This is a genomic window from Lysinibacillus odysseyi 34hs-1 = NBRC 100172, from assembly GCF_001591965.1.
GTDB lineage: Bacteria > Bacillota > Bacilli > Bacillales_A > Planococcaceae > Lysinibacillus_B > Lysinibacillus_B odysseyi.
In genome coordinates, this window is sequence record NZ_BCVX01000004.1 from 96,548 (window position 1) to 119,760 (window position 23,213).

Sequence of the window (23,213 nt, forward strand, 5' to 3'; positions counted from 1 at the left end):
CATATCATTATGGTATAATTTTGAAAAGAAACATAAAGAGAGGAAATTTGTATGGAAGTTTTTATTGGCCGACAACCTATATTTAATTTACATGAACAAGTGGTTGCCTATGAACTCCTTTACCGCAATAAAGACGGAAATTCTTTTCCCATCATTGATTCGGATGCAGCAACTGTAGACGTGCTTGTCAATTCCTTCGTGAATATTGGGGTTGAGGAGGTAAGCAAGGGGCGTCCCAGCTTTGTCAATTTTACATATAATTTACTGATGGGTCCCTTAACTGATTACTTGGAGCCGGCGAAAGTTGTGATAGAAGTACTCGAAGATGTGCCGATTACAGAACAACTTGTCGGGCGTTTACGTGAGCTGAAAAATAAAGGGTTTAAAATAGCGCTTGATGATTTTATATTGGATGAAAATGTGCAGATTTATGATGAACTGTTTGCTTATGTCGATTATATAAAGGTAGATTTCCTGCTTTCTCCGCTGCTGGAGCGAATGGAAATCGAGAAAAAGGTAAAAGCAAAATTTCCGCATATTAAGCTTTTGGCGGAAAAGGTGGAAACCCGTAATCAGTTTGATGTGGCAAGGCACTCAGGCTATACACTTTTCCAGGGGTATTTCTTTGAAAAGCCGCAACTGATTAGATCGACGGATATTCCGGCTAATACACTTCAATATTTCCAAATCCTTGCGTTATTGCGGGATGAAGAACCTAATATAAATAAGCTGGCAGAAAGTATCGAACGGGATATTTCAGTCTCCTATAAGCTGCTTCAATTAATCAATAAGTCAACGAAACGAACAAAATCAAAAATCCGGTCGATTAAACAGGCGATTTTGATGCTCGGCTTAACAGAATTGAAGAAATGGGTTTATCTGCTGGCAATGCGTGAAATCAATAGCCGGGATAAAACAGATGTATTCAGTGAACTGATGCGGATATCGCTATTCCGTGCGAAAGTCTGCGAAAAGGTAGCAAAGCTCAATTACCGGCAGAACTTTTCCGAGTATTTTCTGATCGGGCTGTTTTCGCTAATCGATTCATTATTACGCAGACCTATGAGTATGATCCTGCAGCAATTGCCGTTTTCGGAGGAAATCGCAGAAACAATTGGCGGCGGCGAGACAGAAATGACTCCTTATTTACAGTTTAGTATTGCACTCAGTAAAGCAGACTGGGAACAAGTCAAGAAATATGCGGAAGAGCTGGGGCTATCAAAAGAGGCAGTCATTCAAATCCAGGTCGAGGCTGAAGAATGGGTAGAAGAGACATTCGAAAGTTATTAACTGATGATCCTATAGTGGAAAAGCTATAGGATTTTTTTGTGGAAAACGAACGATGATAGCTGGCGTATGGAAGGCTTATTCTTCCTCCCCTCAATTGTAAGAAACTTCACTATAATGAAGTTCTCATAATGGATGGCATTTGTTATAATCATGGCTAAGTTGATTCTAAAAGGTAGGGGAAAAAGTGAATAATGAGAGAATTCCTGCAAAGGATACAATTATTGAGTATTTTTATGTCATCGCCGGAGCGGCTATAGTTGCAGTTGGCTTTAATGCATTTCTCTTTCCAAATCAAGTAGCTTCAGGCGGAGTAAGCGGGATCAGTACAATCCTGCATGGCATATTCGGCTGGAATGCAGGTATTGTCCAATACGCCTTTAATATTCCGCTGTTTATAGCGGGGGTTCTCGTATTAGGAAAGAAGTTTGGCGTAAAATCATTGGTCGGCACTCTTGCCCTTCCGCTTTTTGTCATATTGACGGAGGATTGGAATGCCTGGACCTATACTCCTCTGCTCGGGGCGATTTTCGGGGGCATATTTGTTGGATTGGGGATTGGCCTCGTATTTAAAGGGAAGGCCTCGACAGGCGGCACAGATTTACTTGCTCAAATCATTACGAAGTATACAGGGCTGACATTAGGGACGAGCGTGCTGTTGATTGATGGGCTGATTGCGATTAGTGCAGCGATTGTATTTGACATTGAAAAAGGGCTGTATGCATTAATCGGTCTTTATGTAACAACGAAGACGATTGATATTATTCAGCTTGGTTTTAGTCAATCGAAAATGGTGTATATTATAACAAATAAGCAAGACGAGATCCGGGATGCGATTTATAAAGAAATTAACCGTGGTGTGACAAAAATTCCCGCAGTCGGCGGCTATACAGAAAGTGAGAAGCCTGTATTGATGGTTGTTGTATACCAGACAGAATTCACAAAGCTGAAACAAATCATCCAAACAGTTGACCCATCAGCCTTTGTCATCGTTTCGGACGCCTATGAAGTACTGGGTGAAGGTTTTAAACGTGCATAAAAATGCTATAATAGCCATATGTAAGTAAATTCATCTTTGGAGGGGTTTCAAAATGAAAAAGAGATGGTTAGCAGTTTTCATGCTAGGGTCTGCACTAATGTTAGGAGCATGCGGCGGCAATGACTCAGATAACGCAAAAGATAATGGTAATACAAATGAAGAAAGCGGTGCTTCTGTCGATCCAAGCGAAAAGGTAGCACAGCAACGCTGTACAACATGCCATGGCGGCAACCTGCAGGGGATGGGCAATACACCGGCATTAAATAATGTAGGCTCCCGTTATTCCGAAGAGGAAATTTTAGATATCATTGAAAATGGTAAAGGGAATATGCCTCCAGGTTTAGTACAAGGCGAGGAAGCAAAAGCGCTGGCAGCTTGGTTAGCTGAAAAGAAATAATATAGAAGAGAATAAAGGGTGAATGGAGTTTTTCGGTAAGCGCAGCTTACCGGGGAGCTCTTTTTTTTATGAATAGGTATTTTGCTGGATATCCGATTTTCCGGTAAATTGAAGGAGTCTTTCGATGTAAACGGTTCGACAATGGCAGATGGCGTGTTAAAATAAAGTGAAACTTCAAACAGCAGGGTTAATTCCCCCCTCTGATTGTTAGTAAAGCCAATCAGGTTTTTACGAGCAGTTGAACTCCCGCCCATCCGTTTAGTCTGATAAAGGTGGGGCTGCATCTGTCACTATGTCTTTTAGTACAGATCACTTACTGCTCGTTAATCCGGAATAAGACAATATAAGTTGGAGGATTGGAGAGGTTGCGATGATTCAAGTAACAACAAGAGACGTAATGGAGAAGTTCGATTTAGAACTTGTCAGCGGCCAGGAAGGAATCGGGCGCTATATTACGACAAGTGATATTTCCAGACCTGGTCTTGAAATGGCGGGATATTTTACGCACTATCCATCAAATCGCGTCCAGCTTCTGGGAAAAACGGAGCTTTCCTTTTTTGAAATGCTGCCGGCCACTGACCGGCGTGATCGCATGATGAAGCTGTGTGCGCAAAATACACCGGCAATCATAATTTCGCGGGAGCTTGAAGTACCGCAGGAACTGATTAATGCGTCTGAAGAAAATCATGTACCTGTATTGAAAACAAAGCTTACAACGACGCAATTTTCAAGCCGCCTGACGAACTTTCTGGAAAGTAAGCTGGCGCCGACAACAGCCATTCATGGTGTACTTGTAGATATTTATGGGATCGGCGTTTTGCTTCTCGGAAAAAGCGGCGTCGGGAAGAGCGAAACAGCGCTTGAACTGGTAAAGAAGGGGCACCGGCTGGTAGCTGATGACTGTGTGGAAATTCGCCAGGAATCGGAAAATATGCTTATTGGCAGTCCACCGCCGTTACTTGAGCATCTTCTGGAAATTCGCGGTATTGGCATCATCGACATTATGACATTGTTTGGAGCCAGTGCAGTTCGGCCGTATAAGCGTATTACGCTTATTATAGAGCTTGAAAACTGGGATCCGGATAAAACGTACGATCGTCTAGGGTTAGATGAGGAAAAAATGCGCATCATTGATACGGATTTGACAAAATTAACGATCCCTGTACAGCCGGGAAGAAATGTTTCGGTCATTATCGAAGTAGCTGCGATGAATTACCGTCTGAAAAAGATGGGTGTCAATGCAGCCCAGGAGTTTTCCCGCCGGTTAGATGATATGATTGCCTCAAATGATGAAATAATGGATGATTTTTAAAAAAGGAGAATGTTATGAGCTATACATTACTTGCTATTGACCCGGTAGCCTTTCATTTAGGACCACTTGCTGTGAGATGGTACGGGATTTTGATTGCCACAGGTATCGTGCTTGCCTATTTTTTGGCTCAGCGGGAAGCAGTACGCTTAGGACTGCATGAAGATTTTATCGGCGATATGCTGATTTGGGCAGTTCCGATTGCCATTGTCTCTGCCCGTATTTACTACGTTTCAATGAAATGGGACTACTATGGGCAGAATCCCGGGAGAATTATCGAAATCTGGACGGGTGGTATCGCGATCCACGGGGCTTTAATCGGAGCCTTCATCACTGCCTATATTTATACGAAAAAACGCGGTGTGAGCTTTTTACGGGTTGCAGATATTACTGCACCAAGTATTCTAATCGGCCAAATAATTGGAAGATGGGGAAACTTTATTAACCAGGAAGCATATGGCGGTCCTGTTTCCCGCAGTTTTTTGGAAAACCTTCACCTCCCGAACTGGCTGATTGAACAAATGTATATTAAAAAAGAAGGTACATATGTACACCCGACATTTTTATATGAGTCGGTTTGGAATATTATCGGTTTAATTATTTTGCTCGTGGCACGCAAGTTTAACTGGCGGCGCGGGGAAATGTTCTTTTTCTATTTGATTTGGTATTCAGTAGGCCGTTTCTTCATTGAAGGTATGCGTACAGACAGCCTGTACTTGATCGGCGATTTACGCTCGGCACAGATTGTATCTATTTTAGGGGTTGCGATCGGAATTATAGCAATTGTCTACCGCCGTGTGAACGTAAAACCCGCCGTACGCTATTTAGATAAAAAATAACGAAAAAGCGGGATGGAGATAGTGAAAAGGGCGTAACCACCGGGTACTAAATGGCGTGAAGCCAAATAAATTCAAGCTTCTTATTACGTCCTTTATAGTAACGGCAATCATCGACTCTATGTGAAAACGTACAGAACAAAGGGAAACTAAAGGAGCAATACAACGATGACAAAAGCATTATTATTTGATTTTGATGGAACACTGCTAGATACAAACGGCTTGATTATTGAAACATTTATGCATGTACTGAACGAACGGTTCCCCGGACAGTATCAGCCGCAGGATTGTGTCCGTTTCCTTGGTCCTTCACTTGCAGAGACGTTTAAGGAAATTGCCCCTGATGAAGTGGATGAGCTGATCGGCAAATACAGAGCATGGAATTTGGAACATCATGATGAGCTTGTAAAAGAGTATGAAGGTGTTGTGGAAACTTTGGAGAAGCTCAAGGAGATGGGGCTGCGGTTAGCAATCGTATCCACAAAGAGAAGAAATACGATTGCTCGCGGATTAGAAATCATCGGGGCAACGCATTTATTCGAGGTAATTATAGGAGTAGATGATGTCTCGCATGTGAAACCCGACCCGGAACCGATTCTCCTTGCCTTGGAAAAACTAGGGTTAAACCAAAGTGACGTCATTATGATCGGCGACAATTCACATGATATCGAAGGTGGAAAAAATGCAGGCGTCCGCACAGCAGGGGTTGCCTGGGCATTCAAGGGGAAAGACTTCTTACAGCAGTTTAATCCGGACTATATGCTTAATCATATGTCCGATTTAATTTCAATTGTAAAGGAAGCGTAGTGGATGAGGAGAACGGAGCGTTATCAAGTTAAAGGGGCAAATTCATTATGGAATATGTATGATACGGTATCGTTCTGGAAAGTGATGAAGTGCTTTATCATAATTACAATTGGTCGGTTTGTACCTTCTTTACGGGTGAAAAATTGGCTGTACCGGACATTTTTGAAGATGAAGATCGGGAAGCAGACGTCCCTTGCTTTGATGGTAATGCCTGATACGATGTTTCCCGAGCGTATATCCGTTGGAGATAATACGGTCATCGGATTCAATACGACAATCTTAGCGCATGAATATTTAATTGAAGAATATCGGCTCGGTGATGTAGTGATTGGCAGCAATGTGATGATTGGCGCTAACTCAACTGTATTGCCGGGAGTGGAAATCGGGGACGGAGCGATTGTATCGGCAGCTACACTGGTCCACCGCGATATTCCACCCGGCTGTATGGCAGGGGGAAATCCAATGCGGATCATCTATACGGCAGAGCAAATGGCCGAACGCAAAAGAACAGATAACCCACAATGGCATAATGGATAAGTAAATCAGGGAGGTCCAACAGATTGGATTTCCCTGATTTTTTATTTAGCAATTTGGAATTGTCATTTTTTACAGCTGATGAATGGAGCATTTGCATTGGTCATATCGTGCGACATTATTTTGTACTCAACATTTTGATGAACACAGGAAGAGAAAAGGGCCGTTATCCTGTTTTATGCTGAAAGCGGAAGCGATAGCGCATTTGTATTTTACGATAGTGTATAATGGTAGCAAAATAATTCAGAAGATTAGAGAAAGTGAATCTTTTGTGAATTCATTGACTAAGTTGCAGAAGAGAAGTAAAATTACTTTCATACATTAGTAATCTACTACTCTAGTACGTTAAAGTAAAAAGTTTAGGATGTGTCAGTATGTCATCAATTAAAATGTTCGAAAAGCCGCTCGGGATGCGTGATACATTCCCGCAAATTTATGAAAAGCTTGAAGCAGTAAGGGAGACTGGAAGAACTCTACTTCGCACAAAAGGGTATGATTTTATCAAAACACCTACTGTTGAATATTACGATACAGTTGGCAAGGCCTCCGCTATTCATGATGCTACACTCTTTAAATTAGTTGACAGCCAGGGCAATACGCTAGTGCTTCGTCCGGATATGACAACTCCTATTGCACGGATTGTCACATCAAAGCTGCTAAAGGAAAAAATTCCGCAGCGTTTGGCGTATTTTGAAAATGTCTTCCGGGCCCAGCAGCAGGAAGGCGGCCGTCCAGCCGAATTTGAACAGATGGGCATTGAGCTAATTGGCGATCATTCGGTGTATGCAGATGCAGAAGTCATCATAACAGCGATTGAGCTTTTGCAGGCATATGACATCCGCTCCTTTAAAGTAACGATTGGGCATGCCGGTGTGCTGAGCTGTATTTTAAAAGATTACACCGAGAGCGAGAAACAGGCAGCTGTACTGAATGAACTGCTCGTAAAGCGCAACTATGTGGGCTTTGAGGAAGCGGTTCTTACATTCGATTTGCCAAAAACAAAATCCGATGCGCTGCTGGCATTCATCGAGGAGGCCGTCAGTTTATCTTCAATTGAAGCAATCGAAAAATATGTGCGTAAAAATGATGCACTGGACTATATGCAAAAGCTATGGAAGCTGCTTGCAGAGGCAGGGCTTGAGAAATACATAGCGTTCGATTTTACGTTATCAAGCCATATGAGCTATTACACGGGTATGTTATTTGAAGTATTTGCTGCAGGAAGCGGATTTCCATTAGGCAATGGTGGTCGGTACGATGGACTGCTGGAGCATTTTGGGGCTGTTGTGGGAGCAACCGGCTTTGGGCTGCGTGTTGACAGGCTGCTGGAGGCAATGCCCCAGCAGCATATAAAAAATACAACAGCTCTTGTATTATTCGAGCCAGGCGCTTTTGGAAGAGCGCTGCAGCAGGCATCCTTACTTCGCGGACAGAACAAGCGTGTGACGATGCAATCGACAGTTGGGTTAGTTGATGCGGAGGCATTTAAAGAGCAGTTTCAGGAAGTGGTTTACTGCTATAAGCAGGAGGAAGAACAATGAGTGAATTAACAATTGCAATGCCGAAAGGGCGAATCTTCGAGGAAGCATATGAAATGCTATTGGAGGCGGGATTTAATCTACCGGAGGAAGTGGAGATGTCCCGCAAGCTGATGATTGAAATCCCGGAAGAGAAAATACGTTTTATCCTTGCGAAGCCAATGGACGTGCCTGTATATGTAGAGCATGGTGTAGCGGATATTGGAATAGCGGGAAAAGATGTTTTACTGGAGCAGCGCCGCAGCGTCCATGAACTGCTGGATTTAAAAATCAGCCAATGCTATATCGCATCTGCGGGCTTGCCAAATACGACAATGAATGAGATTGCCCCGCGTATTGCGACGAAATATCCGAACATTGCGATGAAATATTACAAGGGCTTAGGGGAGCAGGTGGAGATCATTGAGCTGAATGGTTCGATTGAGCTGGCGCCGATGATCGGCCTGGCAGACCGTATTGTTGATATTGTTTCGACAGGTCGGACGTTAAAGGAAAATGGACTTGTTGAATATGAGCATATTACAGACGTCTCATCTCGTCTGATTGCCAATCCGGTAAGCTACCGAATGAAGAGTGACCGTATTCAGGATCTTGTATCACGTCTGAAAAAACGTGTGGATTAGGAGAAGGATAAAGATGAACATTACTACATTGACTAGTGAGATTTCATTAAAGCGCCAGCTGGAAGGCGGGAATGAAGAACAGCTGAAAACTGTACGCCAAGTAATCGCAGACGTACGGGAGCGCGGGGATGCGGCAATCCGTATGTACAGCGAGAAATGGGATGGGTTTGCCCCGGCAAAACTCCGTGTTACGGATGAAGAAATAAAGGAGGCAGTAAAAGGATTTGATGAACAGCTATATCAGGATCTTACAGAGGCTGCTGCTAATATCCGCCATTACCACAGTGCCCAAAAACGCCACGGCTACGAACTGCCATTAGCAGACGGCTCCTGGCTGGGGCAGCGCATTACACCTCTTGATGCTGTTGGGCTTTATGTACCGGGAGGCTCGGCAGCATACCCATCTTCTGTGCTGATGAATGTAATCCCAGCCCAGGTAGCGGGTGTTAAGCGTATTGTAATTACATCGCCGGCTTCTCAGGATGGAAAACTTCCGCCGGCAGTACTGGTGGCCGCTCATATTGTAGGCGTAAAGGAAATTTATAAAGTCGGCGGCGCACAGGCAATCGCAGCACTTGCGTACGGAACAGAGACGATTGCACCGGTAGACAAGATCACCGGTCCCGGCAACATTTTTGTGGCTCTTGCGAAACGGGAGGTATTTGGCGAAGTAGCGATCGATATGATTGCGGGACCATCAGAAATATGTGTACTGGCCGATGATACGGCCTATGCCGATGAAATTGCTGCTGATCTGCTGTCACAGGCGGAGCATGATGCAATGGCATGTGCCATCTTAATTACAACAAGCGACACACTTGCAGAAACGGTGGCAGAGGAAGTGGAAAAACAGCTGCAAAAGCTTCCACGTGAAGCGATTGCAAGAAAGGCGATAGAAAACTTCGGTCATATTTATGTGGCAGAATCAATGGAAGAAGCGATTCGTGCGGTCAATTCATTGGCGCCTGAACATTTAGAGGTGATGACTGACAAGGCGGTAGAAACAGCAAGGCGCATTACCCATGCAGGTGCCATTTTTATCGGCCGTTACAGCTCAGAGCCGGTAGGAGACTATTTCGCGGGAACAAACCATGTGCTGCCAACAAATAGTACAGCCAGGTTTGCAAGCGGTTTGAATGTTGATGACTTTATAAAACGGACAAGCATCGTCTATTACAGTGAAAAAACATGGGCACAAAACGCCCCTAAAATTGCCCGGCTTGCCCGCCTGGAAGGATTAGAGGGGCACGCGCGCGCAGTGGAATCACGGCGCTGGGATAAAGGAGAAGAATAGGATGGCACAACGTTTTGCACGGATCGAGCGCAGTACAAATGAAACAAAAATACAAGTGGAATTAAACCTGGACGGCAGCGGCCAGGCGGAAATCAAAACAGGCATCGGCTTTATGGACCATATGCTGGACCTATTTATCAAGCATGGGCTGTTTGACGGTAAAATTATCGCAAATGGTGACACATGGATTGATGATCACCACACTACTGAAGATATAGGCATTGTGCTTGGACAAGTATTCCGGGAAGCACTCGGTGATAAAAAAGGGATCAAACGCTACGGAAATGCTTTTGTACCAATGGATGATGCGCTTGCACAGGCTGTTGTAGATTGTTCGAACCGTCCACATCTGGAATACCGGATAGAGCCTATGCTGAATGCAAAGGTCGGTACATTTGATACGGAGCTTGTTCATGAGTTTTTATGGAAATTTGCGCTGGAAGCCCGTATCAATTTGCATATTATTGTTCCGTATGGACAGAATACACACCACATAATCGAAGCAATCTTTAAGGCTTTAGCACGTGCACTCGATGAAGCAGTACAATTCGATCCGCGTGTAAAGGGCGTACCATCAACGAAAGGACTGTTAACGTGAAAATCGGCGTAATTGACTATAGTATGGGAAACCTGTTCAGTGTGGAGCAGGCACTAAAACGATTGGATGCAGAGGTAGTAGTAACGAGCGATAAGCAGGAGCTGAATACAGTCGATGCCCTTGTACTCCCGGGTGTCGGGGCCTTTCCGGACGCAATGAAACGATTAGAGGAAACAGGCCTGTTTGATTTGATTAAACAGAGTGACAAACCAGTGCTCGGTATTTGTCTAGGTATGCAGCTGCTGTTCGAGGAAAGTGAAGAAGTAGCAAAGACGAAAGGACTTGGCATCTTTAAAGGAAGTATTAAACGTTTTACCGGTGTATCGCGTATTCCGCATATGGGATGGAATGAATTAGAGCTTGCACAGCTGCCTGCCTGGCTGAAAGGAAAGACATTACCGGCCGATCAACATGTCTATTTTGTACATTCCTTCTATGCTACAAATATGAAACAAGAAGAGCTGATCGCCTCTGCGGACTACGAAGGTGTCCTTGTGCCGGGTATCGTCGTTTCCGGTCATTTTACAGGGATGCAGTTTCATCCTGAAAAGTCAGGACAGTTCGGTCTGTTTTTATTACAGCAATGGTTAAAAGGCGTGGAGGTGGAAGTATGCTGACAAAACGAATCATTCCGTGTCTTGATGTGAAAGATGGACGTGTTGTAAAAGGAGTACAGTTTGTTGAGCTCCGTGATGCGGGCGACCCGGTAGAGCTGGCAAAGTTTTATGATGAGCAGGGTGCAGATGAATTGGTGTTTTTAGATATTTCCGCCTCACATGAGGGACGGGAGACGATGATTGATGTTGTCCGGCAAACAGCAAGTGCGCTTGCTATCCCGTTTACAGTAGGGGGAGGTATTCGCACCCTGGATGATATGAAACGTATTCTGCGCGCAGGAGCAGATAAAGTATCTGTGAATACATCCGCACTTGAGCGTCCGGAGCTGATCAAGGAAGGGGCAGATTACTTCGGTGCCCAGTGTATCGTCTGTGCCGTTGATGCGCGTTTCTCGGAAGAAGACGGTACATGGATGGTTTATACACATGGCGGCCGCAATAAAACATCAAGAAAGGCGGTGGATTGGGCAAAAGAGGCTGTGCGTCTTGGAGCTGGCGAAATTCTGCTGACAAGCATGAACAAGGATGGCGAAAAGACAGGTTTTGATGTGGAGTTGACAAAAGCAGTGCGTGAGGCAGTCACTGTTCCTGTCATTGCTAGTGGAGGAGCGGGGAATGCAGAGCATTTTCGTGAAGTACTGCAGGAGGCAGATGCAGCTTTGGCGGCATCGATTTTCCACTATAAAGAAACGAGCGTAGCCGAAGTAAAAAGCTACCTTAGAGAAAAAGGAGTACATGTACGATGAACGTTAAATTTAATGAGCAGGGGTTAGTCCCAGCTGTTGTGCAAGATGCACAGTCTAAAGAAGTACTGACAGTAGCTTATATGAATGAAGAATCGCTCCAGAAAACGATCGAGACGGGGGAAACATGGTTCTATTCCCGTTCTCGGCGGGAACTCTGGCATAAGGGCGCTACAAGCGGCAATATACAAAAGGTTGTATCGATCAAAGCTGACTGCGATCAGGATGCGTTAGTAGTAGAAGTCATCCCGGCAGGCCCGGCCTGTCATAACGGCACGACGTCTTGTTTCACAGAGTCTATCTTCGAAAACGAACGCCCCGGCTCAGTAGCGATTCTGCCGCAGCTGGTAAAGGTCATCAAGCAACGCGAAATCGATATGCCGGAAGGGGCATACACTACATATTTATTCGATAAAGGCATCGATAAAATTTGCAAAAAAGTCGGGGAAGAAGCAACAGAGGTTGTCATCGGAGCAAAAAACCGTGACAAGGAAGAAGTCAAATGGGAATCAGCAGATCTTCTATATCACCTCCTCGTCCTCCTTCAGGAGCAAAAGGTAGACATTTACGAAGTATTAGATGTATTACAAAAACGCCACGAAGGCAAGAAATAAGCAGAATATCCCCTTTCTTTCTGCGTCGAAAGGCAAAGCCGCCAGACGCAAAAAAGTGGATATCTATGAGGTATTAGATGTATTACAAAAACGCCACGAAGGCAAGGAATAAGCAGAATATCCCCTTTCCTTCTGCGTCGAAAGGTAACGCCGTCAGACGCAAAAGGTAGACATTTACGAAGTATTAGAAGTTCTGCAAAAACGCCATGAAGGCAAAAAGTAAACAGAAGGCCTTTTACCAGGAGAGAAATAAGCTGCATGTAGAATAGGCTTTCGTACTGTATATAATTGATGAAAATTCGTCATGAACAGATATAGCGGTATTTTGTACTGTTTGTGCTATAATAGGGACAATTATGAGGAACGTGTAAAAGCGTTCCTCATTTCAGTGAGGAAATAATCTTGTGGAAATCCACATAAGAAGGGACACTACCTTTCCTTATGATAGGGGGGTAGGTCCTTCTCATGTTTTGGAGGAAATATTTTTGGAAAATAAACGTCAAATAAAAAAAAGAAATAACGTCGTTTCGTTTATTCCGAACGGTGATTATTATTATCAAAAAGCACTGACAGCCCTCGAACGCGACCAAACAGATAAGGCTTATAAATACATTAAGCGTGCCGCCGAGCTTAGTCCAGATGACGGCTTGATTTTAATGCAGTACGGTGTGCTGGAAATGGAGCTTCAAAATTTTGAGCACGCTTATGAACTGATTCACAGCGCCTACCATCTAGATCAAAATGAACCGGAAATTGTCTTTATGCTTGCTGAGGTCTCAGGATGTGTAGGAATGATTCACGATGCCCAAAAATATGCGCTGAAGTATTTAGAAATGGAACCGGAGGGTATGTATTCCGTAGAGGCGCAGGAAATTTTGGATTTTGTGGAATTTGAAAAAGATGTACTGGAAAACCTGGATGAGAGCGACTCAGAAAAAATGGTCGGACAGGAAAAAGCACGTCGCCTAATGGAAAACGGTGATTTCAATAAAGCGATTGAAGTATTGGAGGAGCTGATCGAGCGGTTCCCTGATGCTTGGGCAGCCTATAATAATTTATCGCTCGCCTATTTCTACATTGGGGAGGCGGAGGAAGCGCGTGCCTTATTGCGGCATGTGCTACGTGAGAATCACGGGAATCTCCATGCTTTATGCAACTTGGCGGTGTTTGCTTATTATGAGAAAAACGAAGAAGAGCTTTCCTCCCTGCTTGCCATTTTAGCGAAAATCCAGCCATATGAATGGGATAATCGCTATAAGCTCGGTGCAACCCTTGCATTAATCGGGCAGTACGAACAGGCATATAAATGGCTGCGCTCAATGAGCAAGCGCGGGTATGAGGGAGATCCCGGCTTTTATTTTTGGCTGGCGCAGTCCGCCTATTTTTCAGGTCATGAAGAAGCGGCAAAGCAGGCGTGGGCTTATTTAGTCAAGATGGATCCTACAAAAGAGGGCTTTGAGCCATGGCAGGATGGCGCAGGAAAATCAACCTCTCTTGAAAACAGCCGGGAGATTATCATCGACAAGATTAACAGCCGTTTTACATCCGATCGGTTATTTGGCTTTTTCCTTTTAAAGCGTTCAGCGCATAAACAGGAAATTATTGCGCATCCAAAATGGATTGATGTCGCAAACTATAACGAGGTTGAAAAACTATGCCTTGCCTATGCGCTCGGACATGAATTCAGTAAAAATGCAAAAGGACAGCTCAGCATTTTAAGAGGCATGGAAGTAGCGGAAGTAGTGGCGGAAAAATATGGTGTCATTCAGCATGAATCGGCCCATGTTCTCCAGCTTTGGTTTGCCCTGTTCGAACTGGCAGTGCAGGCAGATTATCCTTTTAGAAATGTAAAAGCATTGGCTGCCTCAGTTGATTATATGTTCCATTCGGCTATGGATGAAAAAGTAACGAAAAAACAGTTTACAGAAAAATACGGAATCAGTGCTGCCACATTGACAAAGTACAGCGATGAGCTCGTTGATTTTGTTCCAACAGATGTGTAAGCATATAAATTGAAACGAATATAAATATCGCATACGATATAAATGAGAGATGTGTTATGAGGAGGATTTCAAAATGGCAGAAGAAAAAATTTATGACGTAGTAATCATTGGCGCAGGTCCTGCCGGTATGACAGCAGCGGTCTATACATCCCGTGCGAAGCTTTCAACATTAATGTTAGAACGCGGAATTCCAGGCGGTCAAATGGCCAATACAGAAGAAGTGGAAAACTATCCAGGTTTTGATACAATTTTAGGCCCTGAGCTTTCTACAAAAATGTTCGAGCATGCAAAAAAATTCGGGGCAGAATATGCTTACGGGGATGTTACGGAAATCATCGACGGCGAAGAATATAAAACGATTATCGCTGGCAAAAAAGAATATAAAACACGCACTATTATTATTTCGACAGGTGCAGAATATAAAAAAATGGGCGTACCGGGTGAAAAAGAGCTTGGCGGCCGCGGTGTAAGTTACTGTGCAGTGTGTGATGGCGCATTTTTCAAAGAGAAGGAGCTTGTTGTTGTCGGCGGCGGGGACTCAGCTGTTGAGGAAGGCGTATATTTAACTCGCTTTGCGAAAAAAGTGACAATTGTCCACCGACGCGAAGAACTTCGTGCCCAAAAAATCCTTCAAGAACGCGCCTTTGCGAACGACAAAATCGACTTCATCTGGAATTCTACGGTGAAGGAAATTCACGAAGCAGACGGCAAAGTGGGCAGTGTAACACTCGTATCAACAGTAGATGGTACGGAAACAGAATTTAAAACAGATGGTGTGTTCGTTTACATCGGTATGCTTCCACTGACAGGACCATTTAAATCTTTAAATATCCTGAATGAGCATGGCTATGTTGTAACGAATGAGAACATGGAAACAGCGGTGCCTGGTATTTTTGCTGCTGGCGATGTACGGGATAAAATGCTCCGCCAGATTGTTACAGCGACAGGCGATGGCAGTATTGCCGCTCAAACAGCACAGCATTATGTAGAAGAACTAAAAGAAAAGTTCGGTTTTTAAATTAACCATACCTTAACCAGATTGTAACTTCCTTGCAATAATGAAACAGTATAATAAAAGGTGAAACTGACTATTATCGTTAAAAAAGTTCTACTCCCTTTTTATACTTACTTTAGGCTGTTTGACAGGCGCTGGCCTGAAAAACAGCCTCTTTTTTTGCGTGAATTTTTGGAACGGAAGTCGCAGACAAGGTATAATAAAGAAAAGAGCATCAGGATTAGAGGTGTAATTTATGCAGAGGATTGCAAACTTATTAGCGGTTCAAAACGATCAGGTGCTATTGCTTCAGAAGCCGAGGCGCGGCTGGTACGTTGCCCCGGGCGGCAAGATGGAGAGCGGAGAATCCATCTATGAGGCAGCTGTGCGGGAATTCCATGAGGAAACGAATGTAACACCTCTTGATGTACATCTGAAAGGCGTTTATACGATGGTCATCAAAAATGGAGAGCAGGTTATCGATGAATGGATGCTCTATACATTTGTTGCCCGGGGAGTAAAAGGAACCCCTTTTAAGGAAACGCGTGAGGGGAAATTGGCATGGCATCCTGTCGGGGAATTACAAACACTTCCTATGGCAAAGGGTGATCGTACGAATTTATTGTTTGCTGCTCATCAAAAAGGGACACAGTATGGCACATTTGAGTATACGGAAGATTTTGAACTGATTAGTGAACACATTCAATCATCAATAGAGTAGAAGAAAAGAGGAGTGAGGGGGAACGTGGGTAATAGTCAGCATTACACACATGAGTTAGTTATTATTACAGGAATGTCCGGTGCGGGGAAAACAGTAGCTGTGCAAAGCTTTGAGGATTTGGGCTACTACTGTGTAGATAATCTGCCGCCGGAGCTGTTAACGACTTTTTATACATTAATGAGAAATTCAGATAAAAAGATTTCGCGCATCGCTGTTGTAATGGATTTGCGGGGGCGTGAATTTTTTGATTCGATGATCGATGCGCTTGACACGCTTCTGCGGGAGGAAGATGTCAAACCGCATATTTTATTTTTGGATGCCGATAACGAAACGCTCGTACGCCGTTATAAGGAGTCGCGCCGCTCTCATCCATTGGCGCCGCTCGGATTGCCGCTTGAAGGAATCAAGCAGGAAAGACAAATGCTGTCAGAAGTGAAAGGCAGGGCGAAGACGGTATTTAATACGTCAAAAATGAAGCCACGCGAGCTGCGTGAACGCATTTCCCTCGAATTTTCCCATGCCAGCACACCGACATTCTCCATTAATGTCATGTCTTTCGGATTTAAACACGGCCTTCCTATTGATGCGGACCTAGTATTTGATGTCCGCTTTTTAAAAAATCCATATTATGTAGATGAGCTTCGCCATAAAACAGGTCTCCAGACAGAAGTTTCTTCCTATGTACTGGCTACGGATGAAACACAGGCGCTCATTACAAAATTAACAGACTTGTTCCAGTTTATGATTCCTCAGTATAAGGCGGAGGGGAAATCCCAACTCGTCATCGCTTTTGGCTGTACGGGTGGTCAGCACCGTTCTGTCACGCTTGCTGAATATTTCGGGAAATTATTAGGGCATACAGAGCAGACAGTCATCACACATCGGGATATTGAGCACAGCCATAAAAAGGATGAATAAATGGGGTCGTCATAGAAAGGATGATGGAATGCGAAAGAAAAGAAAGAAAATCGTCGTGATAGGAGGAGGCACGGGATTGTCGACACTGCTGAGAGGGTTGAAAATGCATCCCTTTGATATTACAGCAATTGTGACAGTAGCAGATGATGGCGGTTCCTCCGGCAGACTACGCGATGATTACGACATTCCGCCTCCTGGAGATGTCCGGAATGTCATTGCGGCTCTATCGGATGTAGAGCCGCTTATTGAACAAATGTTCCAGTACCGTTTTAACAATTCCAAAGAGCTAGGCGGCCATTCGCTTGGCAATCTTATGCTGACGGCGCTGACAGATATTACAGGTGATTTCAGCTATGCGATTGCCGAAATGGCCAAAGTACTGAATGTACACGGAAAAGTCATTCCTGCTGCGAATAAAAAAATAACATTACATGCAGAGCTGATAGATGGTACATATATACAAGGAGAATCACGTATTCCAGAGGCTACAGTGCCGATTAAGCGCGTATTTTTGGCTCCCCAGGATGTGACAGCTTTACCTGCAGCAGTCAAAGCCATCAATAGCGCTGATCTGATCGTTATTGGGCCCGGCAGCCTTTACACAAGTATCATTCCAAACCTGCTTGTCAAAGAAATTGGAAAGGCCGTTGTAGAATCAGCGGCACGGAAGATTTATATTTGCAACTTAATGACACAGCGCGGTGAAACAATCGATTATACCGCTTCCCAGCACGTGGAAGCAATCCATGAACATGTAGGGACACCATTTATTGAGGTGATTTTAATCCATAATAAGGAATTGCCCCCTAACGTTAAAGCCAGCTATAAAGAGGAGAACGCTGAACCGGTTTTATTTGATATTGAGAGGTTAAATGAGCTGGGGCTTCAAATCTTTAAAGAGGAAATAGCGATGATTGAGAAAGGCACAGTCCGGCACCATTCAGTAAATGTAGCGGAATGGCTGTGTCAATATACATTACAGATTGAAAAGGAACAATCTAGTTTATCATAACAATATGGTATGATAGTGCATACAGATTGTGTGGAAAGGGGGATATCAGATGTCATTTGCTTCAGAGACAAAAAAAGAGCTGACACAGGTTGATGCTGATGATTTGAGCTTGAAGGCAGAACTATCCGCCCTCATTCGGATGAATGGCTCACTAAGTTTTGCAAACCGCCAGCTGAGTTTGGATGTCCAAACGGAAAATGCTGCGATTGCACGACGTTTGTATACTATCGTTAAAAAGCTCTATAAATATAATGTAGAGCTGTTAGTACGCAAGAAAATGAGACTGAAGAAAAATAATGTCTATATTTGCAGGGTCCGTGAAGGAGCAAGAGAGCTGCTGACGGATTTATATATCATTTCAGATGATTTCCAGTTCAATCATACGATTGCGAAGGAATTAATCCCGAAAAACCAGCAAAAACGCGCTTATTTGCGTGGTGCCTTTCTAGCAGGGGGATCGGTGAATAATCCAGAAACTTCTGCGTACCATTTAGAAGTATATTCACTCTATAAGGAGCACGGAGAAGCACTGGCGGATTTAATGAATGAATTTTACCTGAATGCGAAAACGATTGAACGGAAAAAAGGCTTTGTCACTTATTTGAAAGAGGCCGAGAAGATTTCTGATTTCCTCAATTTAGCCGGCGCACACCAGGCGATGCTGAAATTTGAAGATGTGCGGATTGTAAGGGATATGCGCAATAGTGTTAACCGCATTGTCAATTGCGAAACGGCAAATTTAAACAAGACAATCGGTGCGGCAATTCGTCAGGTAGACAACATTCGCTTTATTGAAAATGCAATCGGCCTGGATCAATTGCCGGAAAAGCTTCGGGAAATCGCCCGTTTACGTGTGGAGTATCAGGATGTCACTTTAAAGGAATTAGGCGAAATGGTATCTACCGGAACAGTAAGTAAATCAGGAGTGAATCACCGTTTACGGAAGATTGATGAAATTGCCGATGCCCTCCGCCGAGGGGAATATGTGAAAAACTGAGCACAGTTGTGTGCCTGTTTTTAAAAAATGGCAACGATTTCAACAAGAAACATTGTTCTTTTCCTGTGTTTTCGCTAAGATAAAAATAAATGGATGCACGGTTGTGAAAGGGAGTTTTGCGAATGGTTGAAAACCAAGTACAAGTAAAATTAAAATCAGGGTTACAGGCACGCCAAGCTGCATTATTCGTGCAGGAGGCAAATCGCTATAAATCTGAAGTTTACTTACAAAAAGATGAAAAAAAAGTAAATGCCAAGTCGATTATGGGCATTATGAGCCTGGCGATTGCGAAGGGAACAGTTGTCACATTGATGGCTGATGGTGATGATGCCGATAAAGCAGTTACTTCACTGTCATCGTTGATCGAAAAAGAAGATTAATTTAGTAACACAGCTCTTTGGAGTTGTGTTTTTTTCTGCAAAAAAAATACATCCGTGGGATGCGGATGTATTTTTCAACATATTGTTGGAGCTGCTTATTTGCGATCCATAATATGGTCAATTAAACCATACTCTTTTGCACGTTCCGCTGTCATGAAGTTATCACGGTCTGTATCGCGTGAAATAACTTCAAGCGGCTGGCCTGTTCTTTCGGAAAGAATTGTGTTTAATTTTTCACGTAAGAACAAGATGCGTTTTGCAGCGATTTCGATCTCTGTCGCTTGCCCTTGAGCACCGCCAAGAGGCTGATGGATCATAACTTCCGCATTTGGCAGAGCAAAACGTTTGCCAGGCTCACCAGCAGCAAGCAGGAAGGCACCCATTGAAGCAGCCATACCGATACAGATTGTCTGTACTTTCGGTTTAATGAAGTTCATTGTGTCATAGATAGCCATACCAGCAGTGATCGAACCACCTGGTGAGTTGATGTAAAGCGAGATGTCCTTATCTGGATCTTCTGCTTCCAGGAATAAAAGCTGTGCTACGATAGAGTTTGCAACATTATCGTCGATGCCGCTGCCTAGCAAAATGATACGGTCTTTCAGGAGACGTGAATAAATATCATATGCACGTTCACCACGGTTCGTTTGTTCAATAACTGTAGGAATTAAATTCATAAAAAAATCCTCCTTTTAAAAAGGTAAATTCGAATACTAAATGCTGAAAAAGTACCTATCAGCTGTACCATTATCATACACGGATTAGTCAAGAAAGGTCAAATATAAACTCCGGATAGATTAGGTATTGATATTTCTTGGAGACATCTGTATAATAAATAAGGTACTGTTAATTATATGTCCTCGTGGTGTAATGGATAACACTGAAGATTCCGGTTCTTCCGCTGGGGGTTCGATTCCCTCCGAGGGCGCCAAATATGCTTTTTTAACCTTGTAAAGATCGCAAGGTTTTTTTCTTTGCTTGCTGCATGCTACTATATGCTCTCTATTTCTAGTCAAAAAACAGACAAATTTTCCTGGATAATCAAAATAGGAAAATAATTCTACTTGAAATATAGAACAATTATTAGTAAATTAATAAATGCTGCATTTAGTTGCAAGAAAAAAGCAAAAAAGTAGCCTGTTCGCATGAATTATGTCATACTTTGGACAGGTAATATTATAGCTATAGGCTTATTTTATATCATGCCCAACAAAAGGGCGCCATTTTACTGTTTCAATTATAAATCTTCAATAAGCAAAGTAATACCTGATTCTGTTTTGTTAGTTTAGCAGCCTGATAAAACGGAAGATGAATGAATAGGATAAAATGAAACAACTGTACCGATTCATTTTATCCTAAATTCGTTCTTCTTAAACTTCTTTTACAAAATTATTCTAAAACGAGATTTGTGAAATAAATTAGGTTACAAGATAGGTCGTCGCTTTTTAAGCGGCGGCTTTTTTTTATGGCCGTTTTCTATTGGACTATATAATTTATTTAATATTAGAATTATTCAGAAAAACGGATATTTATTTGATTTACCTCTAATTTTACATCAAATATGTTATAAAAATTCATTATGGTGAAAAAATAATCACTTTTTATAAAATTTAATGTTGTATATGAATTCGGAAATTACTATAATGATTAATATCAATCAACGACAACAATTAGCAGATAATTGACGAGGAGGAACATATAAATGAAGAAAAGCTTACTTAAGGTAATTGCCCCGCTGGCGGCTGCTTCCATGTTACTGGCAGCGTGCGGGTCAGACGATTCTACCGGAGCAGATGGAGAGATTAAGAAATTGGTAGCGGGTACAGAGGCGACATTTGCCCCATTTGAATACATGGATGATAGCGGGAAAATTATCGGCATTGATAGTGAAATTGTCGATGCAATCGCTGAAGAAACAGGCATAGAGATCGAGATGAAGCATGTTGGTTGGGATCCGATGCTCGAGCAGGTGAAAAATGGCGAAATCGAGATGGGTGCATCAGGCATTACAATCAATGACAAGCGCAAAAAGGTATATGATTTTACAGAGCCTTATTACGAAGCGAACCTAGTAATGGTAGTGAAGGAAGGGTCGGATGTAAAATCACTGGCTGATCTAAAAGGAAAAAAGGTGTCGGTACAGATCAATACAACCGGCCATGAAGCGGCAAAAAAAGCATTAGGAGAAACAAGCCAGGATATTGCAGCATTTGAAAATATGCCTGTAGCAATCATGGAAGTAATTAACGGTTCAACTGCTGCGGCAATTGGAGACAATGCGGTTGTTTATGAGTATTTGAAAAATAATCCAGATGCCAAGCTGACTGTCATTGAAGACACGGCATTCGAAAAGGAATACTACGGTTTGATGGTGAAAAAGGGCAATAAAGAAGTGCTGGACATTCTGAATGAAGGATTGAAAGCTATTAAAGAAAACGGCAAGCTGGACGAAATCGTAAAGAAATATACAGGTGTAACGCAAGAATTAGAATAATAGAGGTTGGAGGTGTTTCAGGTGGACTTATTTGATTTTCGCTGGGACATAATCTGGAACTACCGTGATTTTTACATTACCGGTATTTGGGTAACATTAGCCCTGACACTTGTCGGCTATATTGGAGGGGTATTCTTCGGGGTGCTTCTTGGATTGGCCCAGACGTCAAAAAACAAAATCATTTATTGGCCGGCTAAAATTTATGTCGATGTCTTCCGCGGAACACCGATGCTTGTGCAGATTTATATTATCCATTTAGCATTGATTCCGACGTTGTTCGGACAGTCGTATGGATGGTTTATATCAGGAGCTGCAGCTTTAATCTTGAATAGCGCAGCCTATAATGCGGAAATTTTCCGTGCAGGAATCCAGTCCATCGATAAAGGGCAGATGGAAGCGGCACGTTCGCTTGGTCTTACGCATTCCCAAGCAATGCGTAAGGTGATCCTGCCACAGGCGGTCCGCCGTATGGTACCACCGCTTGGCAATGAATTTATCACTCTTTTAAAAGATTCATCGCTTATCAACGTTATTGCGGCAACGGATATTCTCTACGCAAGTAAAATGATTGCTGGTACATATTCACGTGTATGGGAGCCGTATTTATTCGCAGCGTTCCTATACCTGATCATGACATTCATCGTAACAAAGGTAATCGCGTATATTGAGCATCGATTCAGTATTGAATACAATCCGAGAAAAAGTAAAAAGGAGCGTGCCGAGACATGATTAAAGTAGAGAACCTACACAAATATTTCGGTAAGCTTGAAGTTCTAAAGGGCATAGACTACGAAATCCATGAGTCGGAAGTTGTCTGTGTGATCGGGCCATCCGGATCAGGGAAAAGTACGTTTCTCCGCTGCTTAAACCTATTAGAAGAGGTGACGGACGGGGCAGTCTATATTGAAGGCGTCAAGATCAACGATCCGAAAACAAACATTAACGATATTCGAACAGAGGTGGGCATGGTATTCCAGCAGTTTAATCTGTTCCCCCATATGACAGTTATCGATAATATTACAATGGCGCCGATGCAAATACGAAAAATGAAAAAGGCAGATGCCGAGAAGCTGGCAATGGAACTGCTTGATAAAGTAGGATTACGGACAAAGGCGCATAATTTTCCGCAGCAGCTTTCTGGTGGACAGCAGCAGCGTGTAGCTATCGCCCGGGCACTTGCGATGAAGCCGAAAGTTATGCTGTTTGATGAGCCTACTTCCGCACTTGACCCCGAAATGGTCAATGAAGTACTCGATGTTATGAAGGATTTGGCTAAAGAAGGAATGACGATGATTGTTGTCACGCATGAAATGGGCTTTGCACGTGAGATGGGCGACCGTGTACTGTTCATGGATGGCGGCTATATTGTAGAGGAAGGCCAGCCGGATGACGTATTTGGAAACCCCCAAAATGAACGAACAAAAGCCTTTTTAGGAAAAGTATTATAAGAAAAAATCC

25 protein-coding genes and 1 tRNA gene are annotated in these 23,213 nt (G+C 43.2%); 25 read left to right on the forward strand and 1 reads right to left on the reverse strand.

The features are described from left to right. Positions 1-51: 51 nt before the first annotated feature. From BOD01S_RS07760 to BOD01S_RS07860, 21 genes are all read left to right on the forward strand, one after another. Positions 52-1,290 carry an EAL and HDOD domain-containing protein gene (locus BOD01S_RS07760; protein ID WP_036157395.1) on the forward strand — a complete coding sequence of 413 codons (1,239 nt, stop codon included), beginning with the start codon at positions 52-54 and terminating at the stop codon, positions 1,288-1,290. Between the two features lie 184 nt (positions 1,291-1,474). Beyond that, positions 1,475-2,326 carry a YitT family protein gene (locus BOD01S_RS07765; protein ID WP_036157392.1) on the forward strand — a complete coding sequence of 284 codons (852 nt, stop codon included), beginning with the start codon at positions 1,475-1,477 and terminating at the stop codon, positions 2,324-2,326. 52 nt (positions 2,327-2,378) lie between these two features. Then, entirely contained in the window at positions 2,379-2,723 is a 345-nt protein-coding gene (gene cccB, locus BOD01S_RS07770) for a cytochrome c551 (protein WP_036157391.1), read from the forward strand. Positions 2,724-3,093: 370 nt separating this feature from the next. Continuing rightward, entirely contained in the window at positions 3,094-4,035 is a 942-nt protein-coding gene (hprK, locus tag BOD01S_RS07775; protein WP_036157388.1) for an HPr(Ser) kinase/phosphatase, read from the forward strand. 14 nt (positions 4,036-4,049) lie between these two features. Continuing rightward, positions 4,050-4,871 (forward strand): prolipoprotein diacylglyceryl transferase, encoded by an 822-nt coding sequence (gene lgt / locus BOD01S_RS07780; RefSeq protein WP_036157386.1) that lies wholly within the window; start codon positions 4,050-4,052, stop codon positions 4,869-4,871. Positions 4,872-5,036: 165 nt separating this feature from the next. After that, entirely contained in the window at positions 5,037-5,675 is a 639-nt protein-coding gene (ppaX, locus tag BOD01S_RS07785) for a pyrophosphatase PpaX (RefSeq protein WP_036157383.1), read from the forward strand. A gap of 3 nt (positions 5,676-5,678) precedes the next feature. Then, the gene (locus tag BOD01S_RS07790) at positions 5,679-6,212 is read left to right on the forward strand and encodes an acyltransferase (RefSeq protein ID WP_036157381.1); all 534 of its coding nucleotides are present in this window, start codon (positions 5,679-5,681) and stop codon (positions 6,210-6,212) included. Positions 6,213-6,583: 371 nt separating this feature from the next. After that, a complete protein-coding gene (locus BOD01S_RS07795; RefSeq protein ID WP_036157378.1) occupies positions 6,584-7,750 on the forward strand; it encodes an ATP phosphoribosyltransferase regulatory subunit in 1,167 nt (388 codons plus the stop codon). Beyond that, a complete protein-coding gene (gene hisG / locus BOD01S_RS07800; RefSeq protein WP_036157375.1) occupies positions 7,747-8,370 on the forward strand; it encodes an ATP phosphoribosyltransferase in 624 nt (207 codons plus the stop codon). Before BOD01S_RS07795 ends, hisG begins: the two co-directional genes overlap by 4 nt. A 13-nt stretch (positions 8,371-8,383) precedes the next feature. Further along, on the forward strand, positions 8,384-9,664 hold the full coding sequence (hisD, locus tag BOD01S_RS07805) for a histidinol dehydrogenase (protein WP_036157372.1): 1,281 nt from the start codon (positions 8,384-8,386) through the stop codon (positions 9,662-9,664). Position 9,665: 1 nt separating this feature from the next. Continuing rightward, positions 9,666-10,262: an imidazoleglycerol-phosphate dehydratase HisB gene (hisB, locus tag BOD01S_RS07810; protein ID WP_036157369.1), complete on the forward strand. Its 597-nt coding sequence runs from the start codon at positions 9,666-9,668 to the stop codon at positions 10,260-10,262. After that, a complete protein-coding gene (hisH, locus tag BOD01S_RS07815; RefSeq protein WP_036157366.1) occupies positions 10,259-10,879 on the forward strand; it encodes an imidazole glycerol phosphate synthase subunit HisH in 621 nt (206 codons plus the stop codon). Before hisB ends, hisH begins: the two co-directional genes overlap by 4 nt. Then, positions 10,873-11,625, forward strand: coding sequence for an imidazole glycerol phosphate synthase subunit HisF (hisF, locus tag BOD01S_RS07820; RefSeq protein ID WP_036157364.1), 753 nt, complete (start codon positions 10,873-10,875; stop codon positions 11,623-11,625). The genes hisH and hisF overlap by 7 nt, the downstream gene beginning before the upstream one ends. Then, positions 11,622-12,236, forward strand: a complete 615-nt coding sequence (gene hisIE / locus BOD01S_RS07825) for a bifunctional phosphoribosyl-AMP cyclohydrolase/phosphoribosyl-ATP diphosphatase HisIE (protein WP_036157360.1) — start codon at positions 11,622-11,624, stop codon at positions 12,234-12,236. The genes hisF and hisIE overlap by 4 nt, the downstream gene beginning before the upstream one ends. A 485-nt stretch (positions 12,237-12,721) precedes the next feature. Further along, on the forward strand, positions 12,722-14,239 hold the full coding sequence (locus tag BOD01S_RS07830) for a tetratricopeptide repeat protein (RefSeq protein ID WP_036157357.1): 1,518 nt from the start codon (positions 12,722-12,724) through the stop codon (positions 14,237-14,239). Between the two features lie 73 nt (positions 14,240-14,312). Further along, positions 14,313-15,257: a thioredoxin-disulfide reductase gene (gene trxB / locus BOD01S_RS07835; RefSeq protein ID WP_036157353.1), complete on the forward strand. Its 945-nt coding sequence runs from the start codon at positions 14,313-14,315 to the stop codon at positions 15,255-15,257. Between the two features lie 232 nt (positions 15,258-15,489). Beyond that, the gene (locus tag BOD01S_RS07840) at positions 15,490-15,954 is read left to right on the forward strand and encodes an NUDIX hydrolase (protein WP_036157350.1); all 465 of its coding nucleotides are present in this window, start codon (positions 15,490-15,492) and stop codon (positions 15,952-15,954) included. Between the two features lie 24 nt (positions 15,955-15,978). After that, positions 15,979-16,872, forward strand: a complete 894-nt coding sequence (gene rapZ, locus BOD01S_RS07845) for an RNase adapter RapZ (RefSeq protein ID WP_036157347.1) — start codon at positions 15,979-15,981, stop codon at positions 16,870-16,872. A 28-nt stretch (positions 16,873-16,900) separates the two neighbouring features. After that, complete coding sequence (locus BOD01S_RS07850; protein ID WP_036157344.1) at positions 16,901-17,884, forward strand: gluconeogenesis factor YvcK family protein; 984 nt, start codon at positions 16,901-16,903, stop codon at positions 17,882-17,884. A 49-nt stretch (positions 17,885-17,933) separates the two neighbouring features. Next, complete coding sequence (whiA, locus tag BOD01S_RS07855) at positions 17,934-18,881, forward strand: DNA-binding protein WhiA (RefSeq protein WP_036157341.1); 948 nt, start codon at positions 17,934-17,936, stop codon at positions 18,879-18,881. Positions 18,882-19,003: 122 nt separating this feature from the next. Beyond that, the gene (locus BOD01S_RS07860; RefSeq protein ID WP_036157338.1) at positions 19,004-19,261 is read left to right on the forward strand and encodes an HPr family phosphocarrier protein; all 258 of its coding nucleotides are present in this window, start codon (positions 19,004-19,006) and stop codon (positions 19,259-19,261) included. A gap of 95 nt (positions 19,262-19,356) precedes the next feature. Here BOD01S_RS07860 and clpP read toward each other — a convergent pair whose 3' ends face one another. Then, positions 19,357-19,938 (reverse strand): ATP-dependent Clp endopeptidase proteolytic subunit ClpP, encoded by a 582-nt coding sequence (gene clpP, locus BOD01S_RS07865; protein ID WP_036157335.1) that lies wholly within the window; start codon positions 19,936-19,938, stop codon positions 19,357-19,359. A 179-nt stretch (positions 19,939-20,117) separates the two neighbouring features. Between clpP and BOD01S_RS07870 the strand changes: the two genes are divergently transcribed. The 4 genes from BOD01S_RS07870 (at position 20,118) to BOD01S_RS07885 (ending at position 23,203) form a co-directional block, all read left to right on the forward strand. Continuing rightward, positions 20,118-20,192: transfer RNA gene (locus tag BOD01S_RS07870), tRNA-Arg, on the forward strand. Positions 20,193-20,963: 771 nt separating this feature from the next. Beyond that, complete coding sequence (locus BOD01S_RS07875; protein WP_036157332.1) at positions 20,964-21,755, forward strand: basic amino acid ABC transporter substrate-binding protein; 792 nt, start codon at positions 20,964-20,966, stop codon at positions 21,753-21,755. Between the two features lie 21 nt (positions 21,756-21,776). Then, entirely contained in the window at positions 21,777-22,484 is a 708-nt protein-coding gene (locus BOD01S_RS07880; protein WP_036157328.1) for an amino acid ABC transporter permease, read from the forward strand. After that, complete coding sequence (locus BOD01S_RS07885; protein WP_036157326.1) at positions 22,481-23,203, forward strand: amino acid ABC transporter ATP-binding protein; 723 nt, start codon at positions 22,481-22,483, stop codon at positions 23,201-23,203. Before BOD01S_RS07880 ends, BOD01S_RS07885 begins: the two co-directional genes overlap by 4 nt. The last annotated feature ends 10 nt before the right edge of the window (positions 23,204-23,213 follow it).

Bases quoted from the DNA above. Each gene is read 5' to 3' on its own strand.
- BOD01S_RS07760 (WP_036157395.1), top strand. From the start codon at position 52: ATGGAAGTTTTTATTGGCCGACAACCTATATTTAATTTACATGAACAA.
- cccB (WP_036157391.1), top strand. From the start codon at position 2,379: ATGAAAAAGAGATGGTTAGCAGTTTTCATGCTAGGGTCTGCACTAATG.
- hprK (WP_036157388.1), top strand. From the start codon at position 3,094: ATGATTCAAGTAACAACAAGAGACGTAATGGAGAAGTTCGATTTAGAA.
- lgt (WP_036157386.1), top strand. From the start codon at position 4,050: ATGAGCTATACATTACTTGCTATTGACCCGGTAGCCTTTCATTTAGGA.
- ppaX (WP_036157383.1), top strand. From the start codon at position 5,037: ATGACAAAAGCATTATTATTTGATTTTGATGGAACACTGCTAGATACA.
- BOD01S_RS07790 (WP_036157381.1), top strand. From the start codon at position 5,679: ATGAGGAGAACGGAGCGTTATCAAGTTAAAGGGGCAAATTCATTATGG.
- BOD01S_RS07795 (WP_036157378.1), top strand. From the start codon at position 6,584: ATGTCATCAATTAAAATGTTCGAAAAGCCGCTCGGGATGCGTGATACA.
- hisG (WP_036157375.1), top strand. From the start codon at position 7,747: ATGAGTGAATTAACAATTGCAATGCCGAAAGGGCGAATCTTCGAGGAA.
- hisD (WP_036157372.1), top strand. From the start codon at position 8,384: ATGAACATTACTACATTGACTAGTGAGATTTCATTAAAGCGCCAGCTG.
- hisB (WP_036157369.1), top strand. From the start codon at position 9,666: ATGGCACAACGTTTTGCACGGATCGAGCGCAGTACAAATGAAACAAAA.
- hisF (WP_036157364.1), top strand. From the start codon at position 10,873: ATGCTGACAAAACGAATCATTCCGTGTCTTGATGTGAAAGATGGACGT.
- hisIE (WP_036157360.1), top strand. From the start codon at position 11,622: ATGAACGTTAAATTTAATGAGCAGGGGTTAGTCCCAGCTGTTGTGCAA.
- trxB (WP_036157353.1), top strand. From the start codon at position 14,313: ATGGCAGAAGAAAAAATTTATGACGTAGTAATCATTGGCGCAGGTCCT.
- BOD01S_RS07840 (WP_036157350.1), top strand. From the start codon at position 15,490: ATGCAGAGGATTGCAAACTTATTAGCGGTTCAAAACGATCAGGTGCTA.
- BOD01S_RS07850 (WP_036157344.1), top strand. From the start codon at position 16,901: ATGCGAAAGAAAAGAAAGAAAATCGTCGTGATAGGAGGAGGCACGGGA.
- whiA (WP_036157341.1), top strand. From the start codon at position 17,934: ATGTCATTTGCTTCAGAGACAAAAAAAGAGCTGACACAGGTTGATGCT.
- BOD01S_RS07860 (WP_036157338.1), top strand. From the start codon at position 19,004: ATGGTTGAAAACCAAGTACAAGTAAAATTAAAATCAGGGTTACAGGCA.
- clpP (WP_036157335.1), bottom strand. From the start codon at position 19,938: ATGAATTTAATTCCTACAGTTATTGAACAAACGAACCGTGGTGAACGT.
- BOD01S_RS07875 (WP_036157332.1), top strand. From the start codon at position 20,964: ATGAAGAAAAGCTTACTTAAGGTAATTGCCCCGCTGGCGGCTGCTTCC.
- BOD01S_RS07885 (WP_036157326.1), top strand. From the start codon at position 22,481: ATGATTAAAGTAGAGAACCTACACAAATATTTCGGTAAGCTTGAAGTT.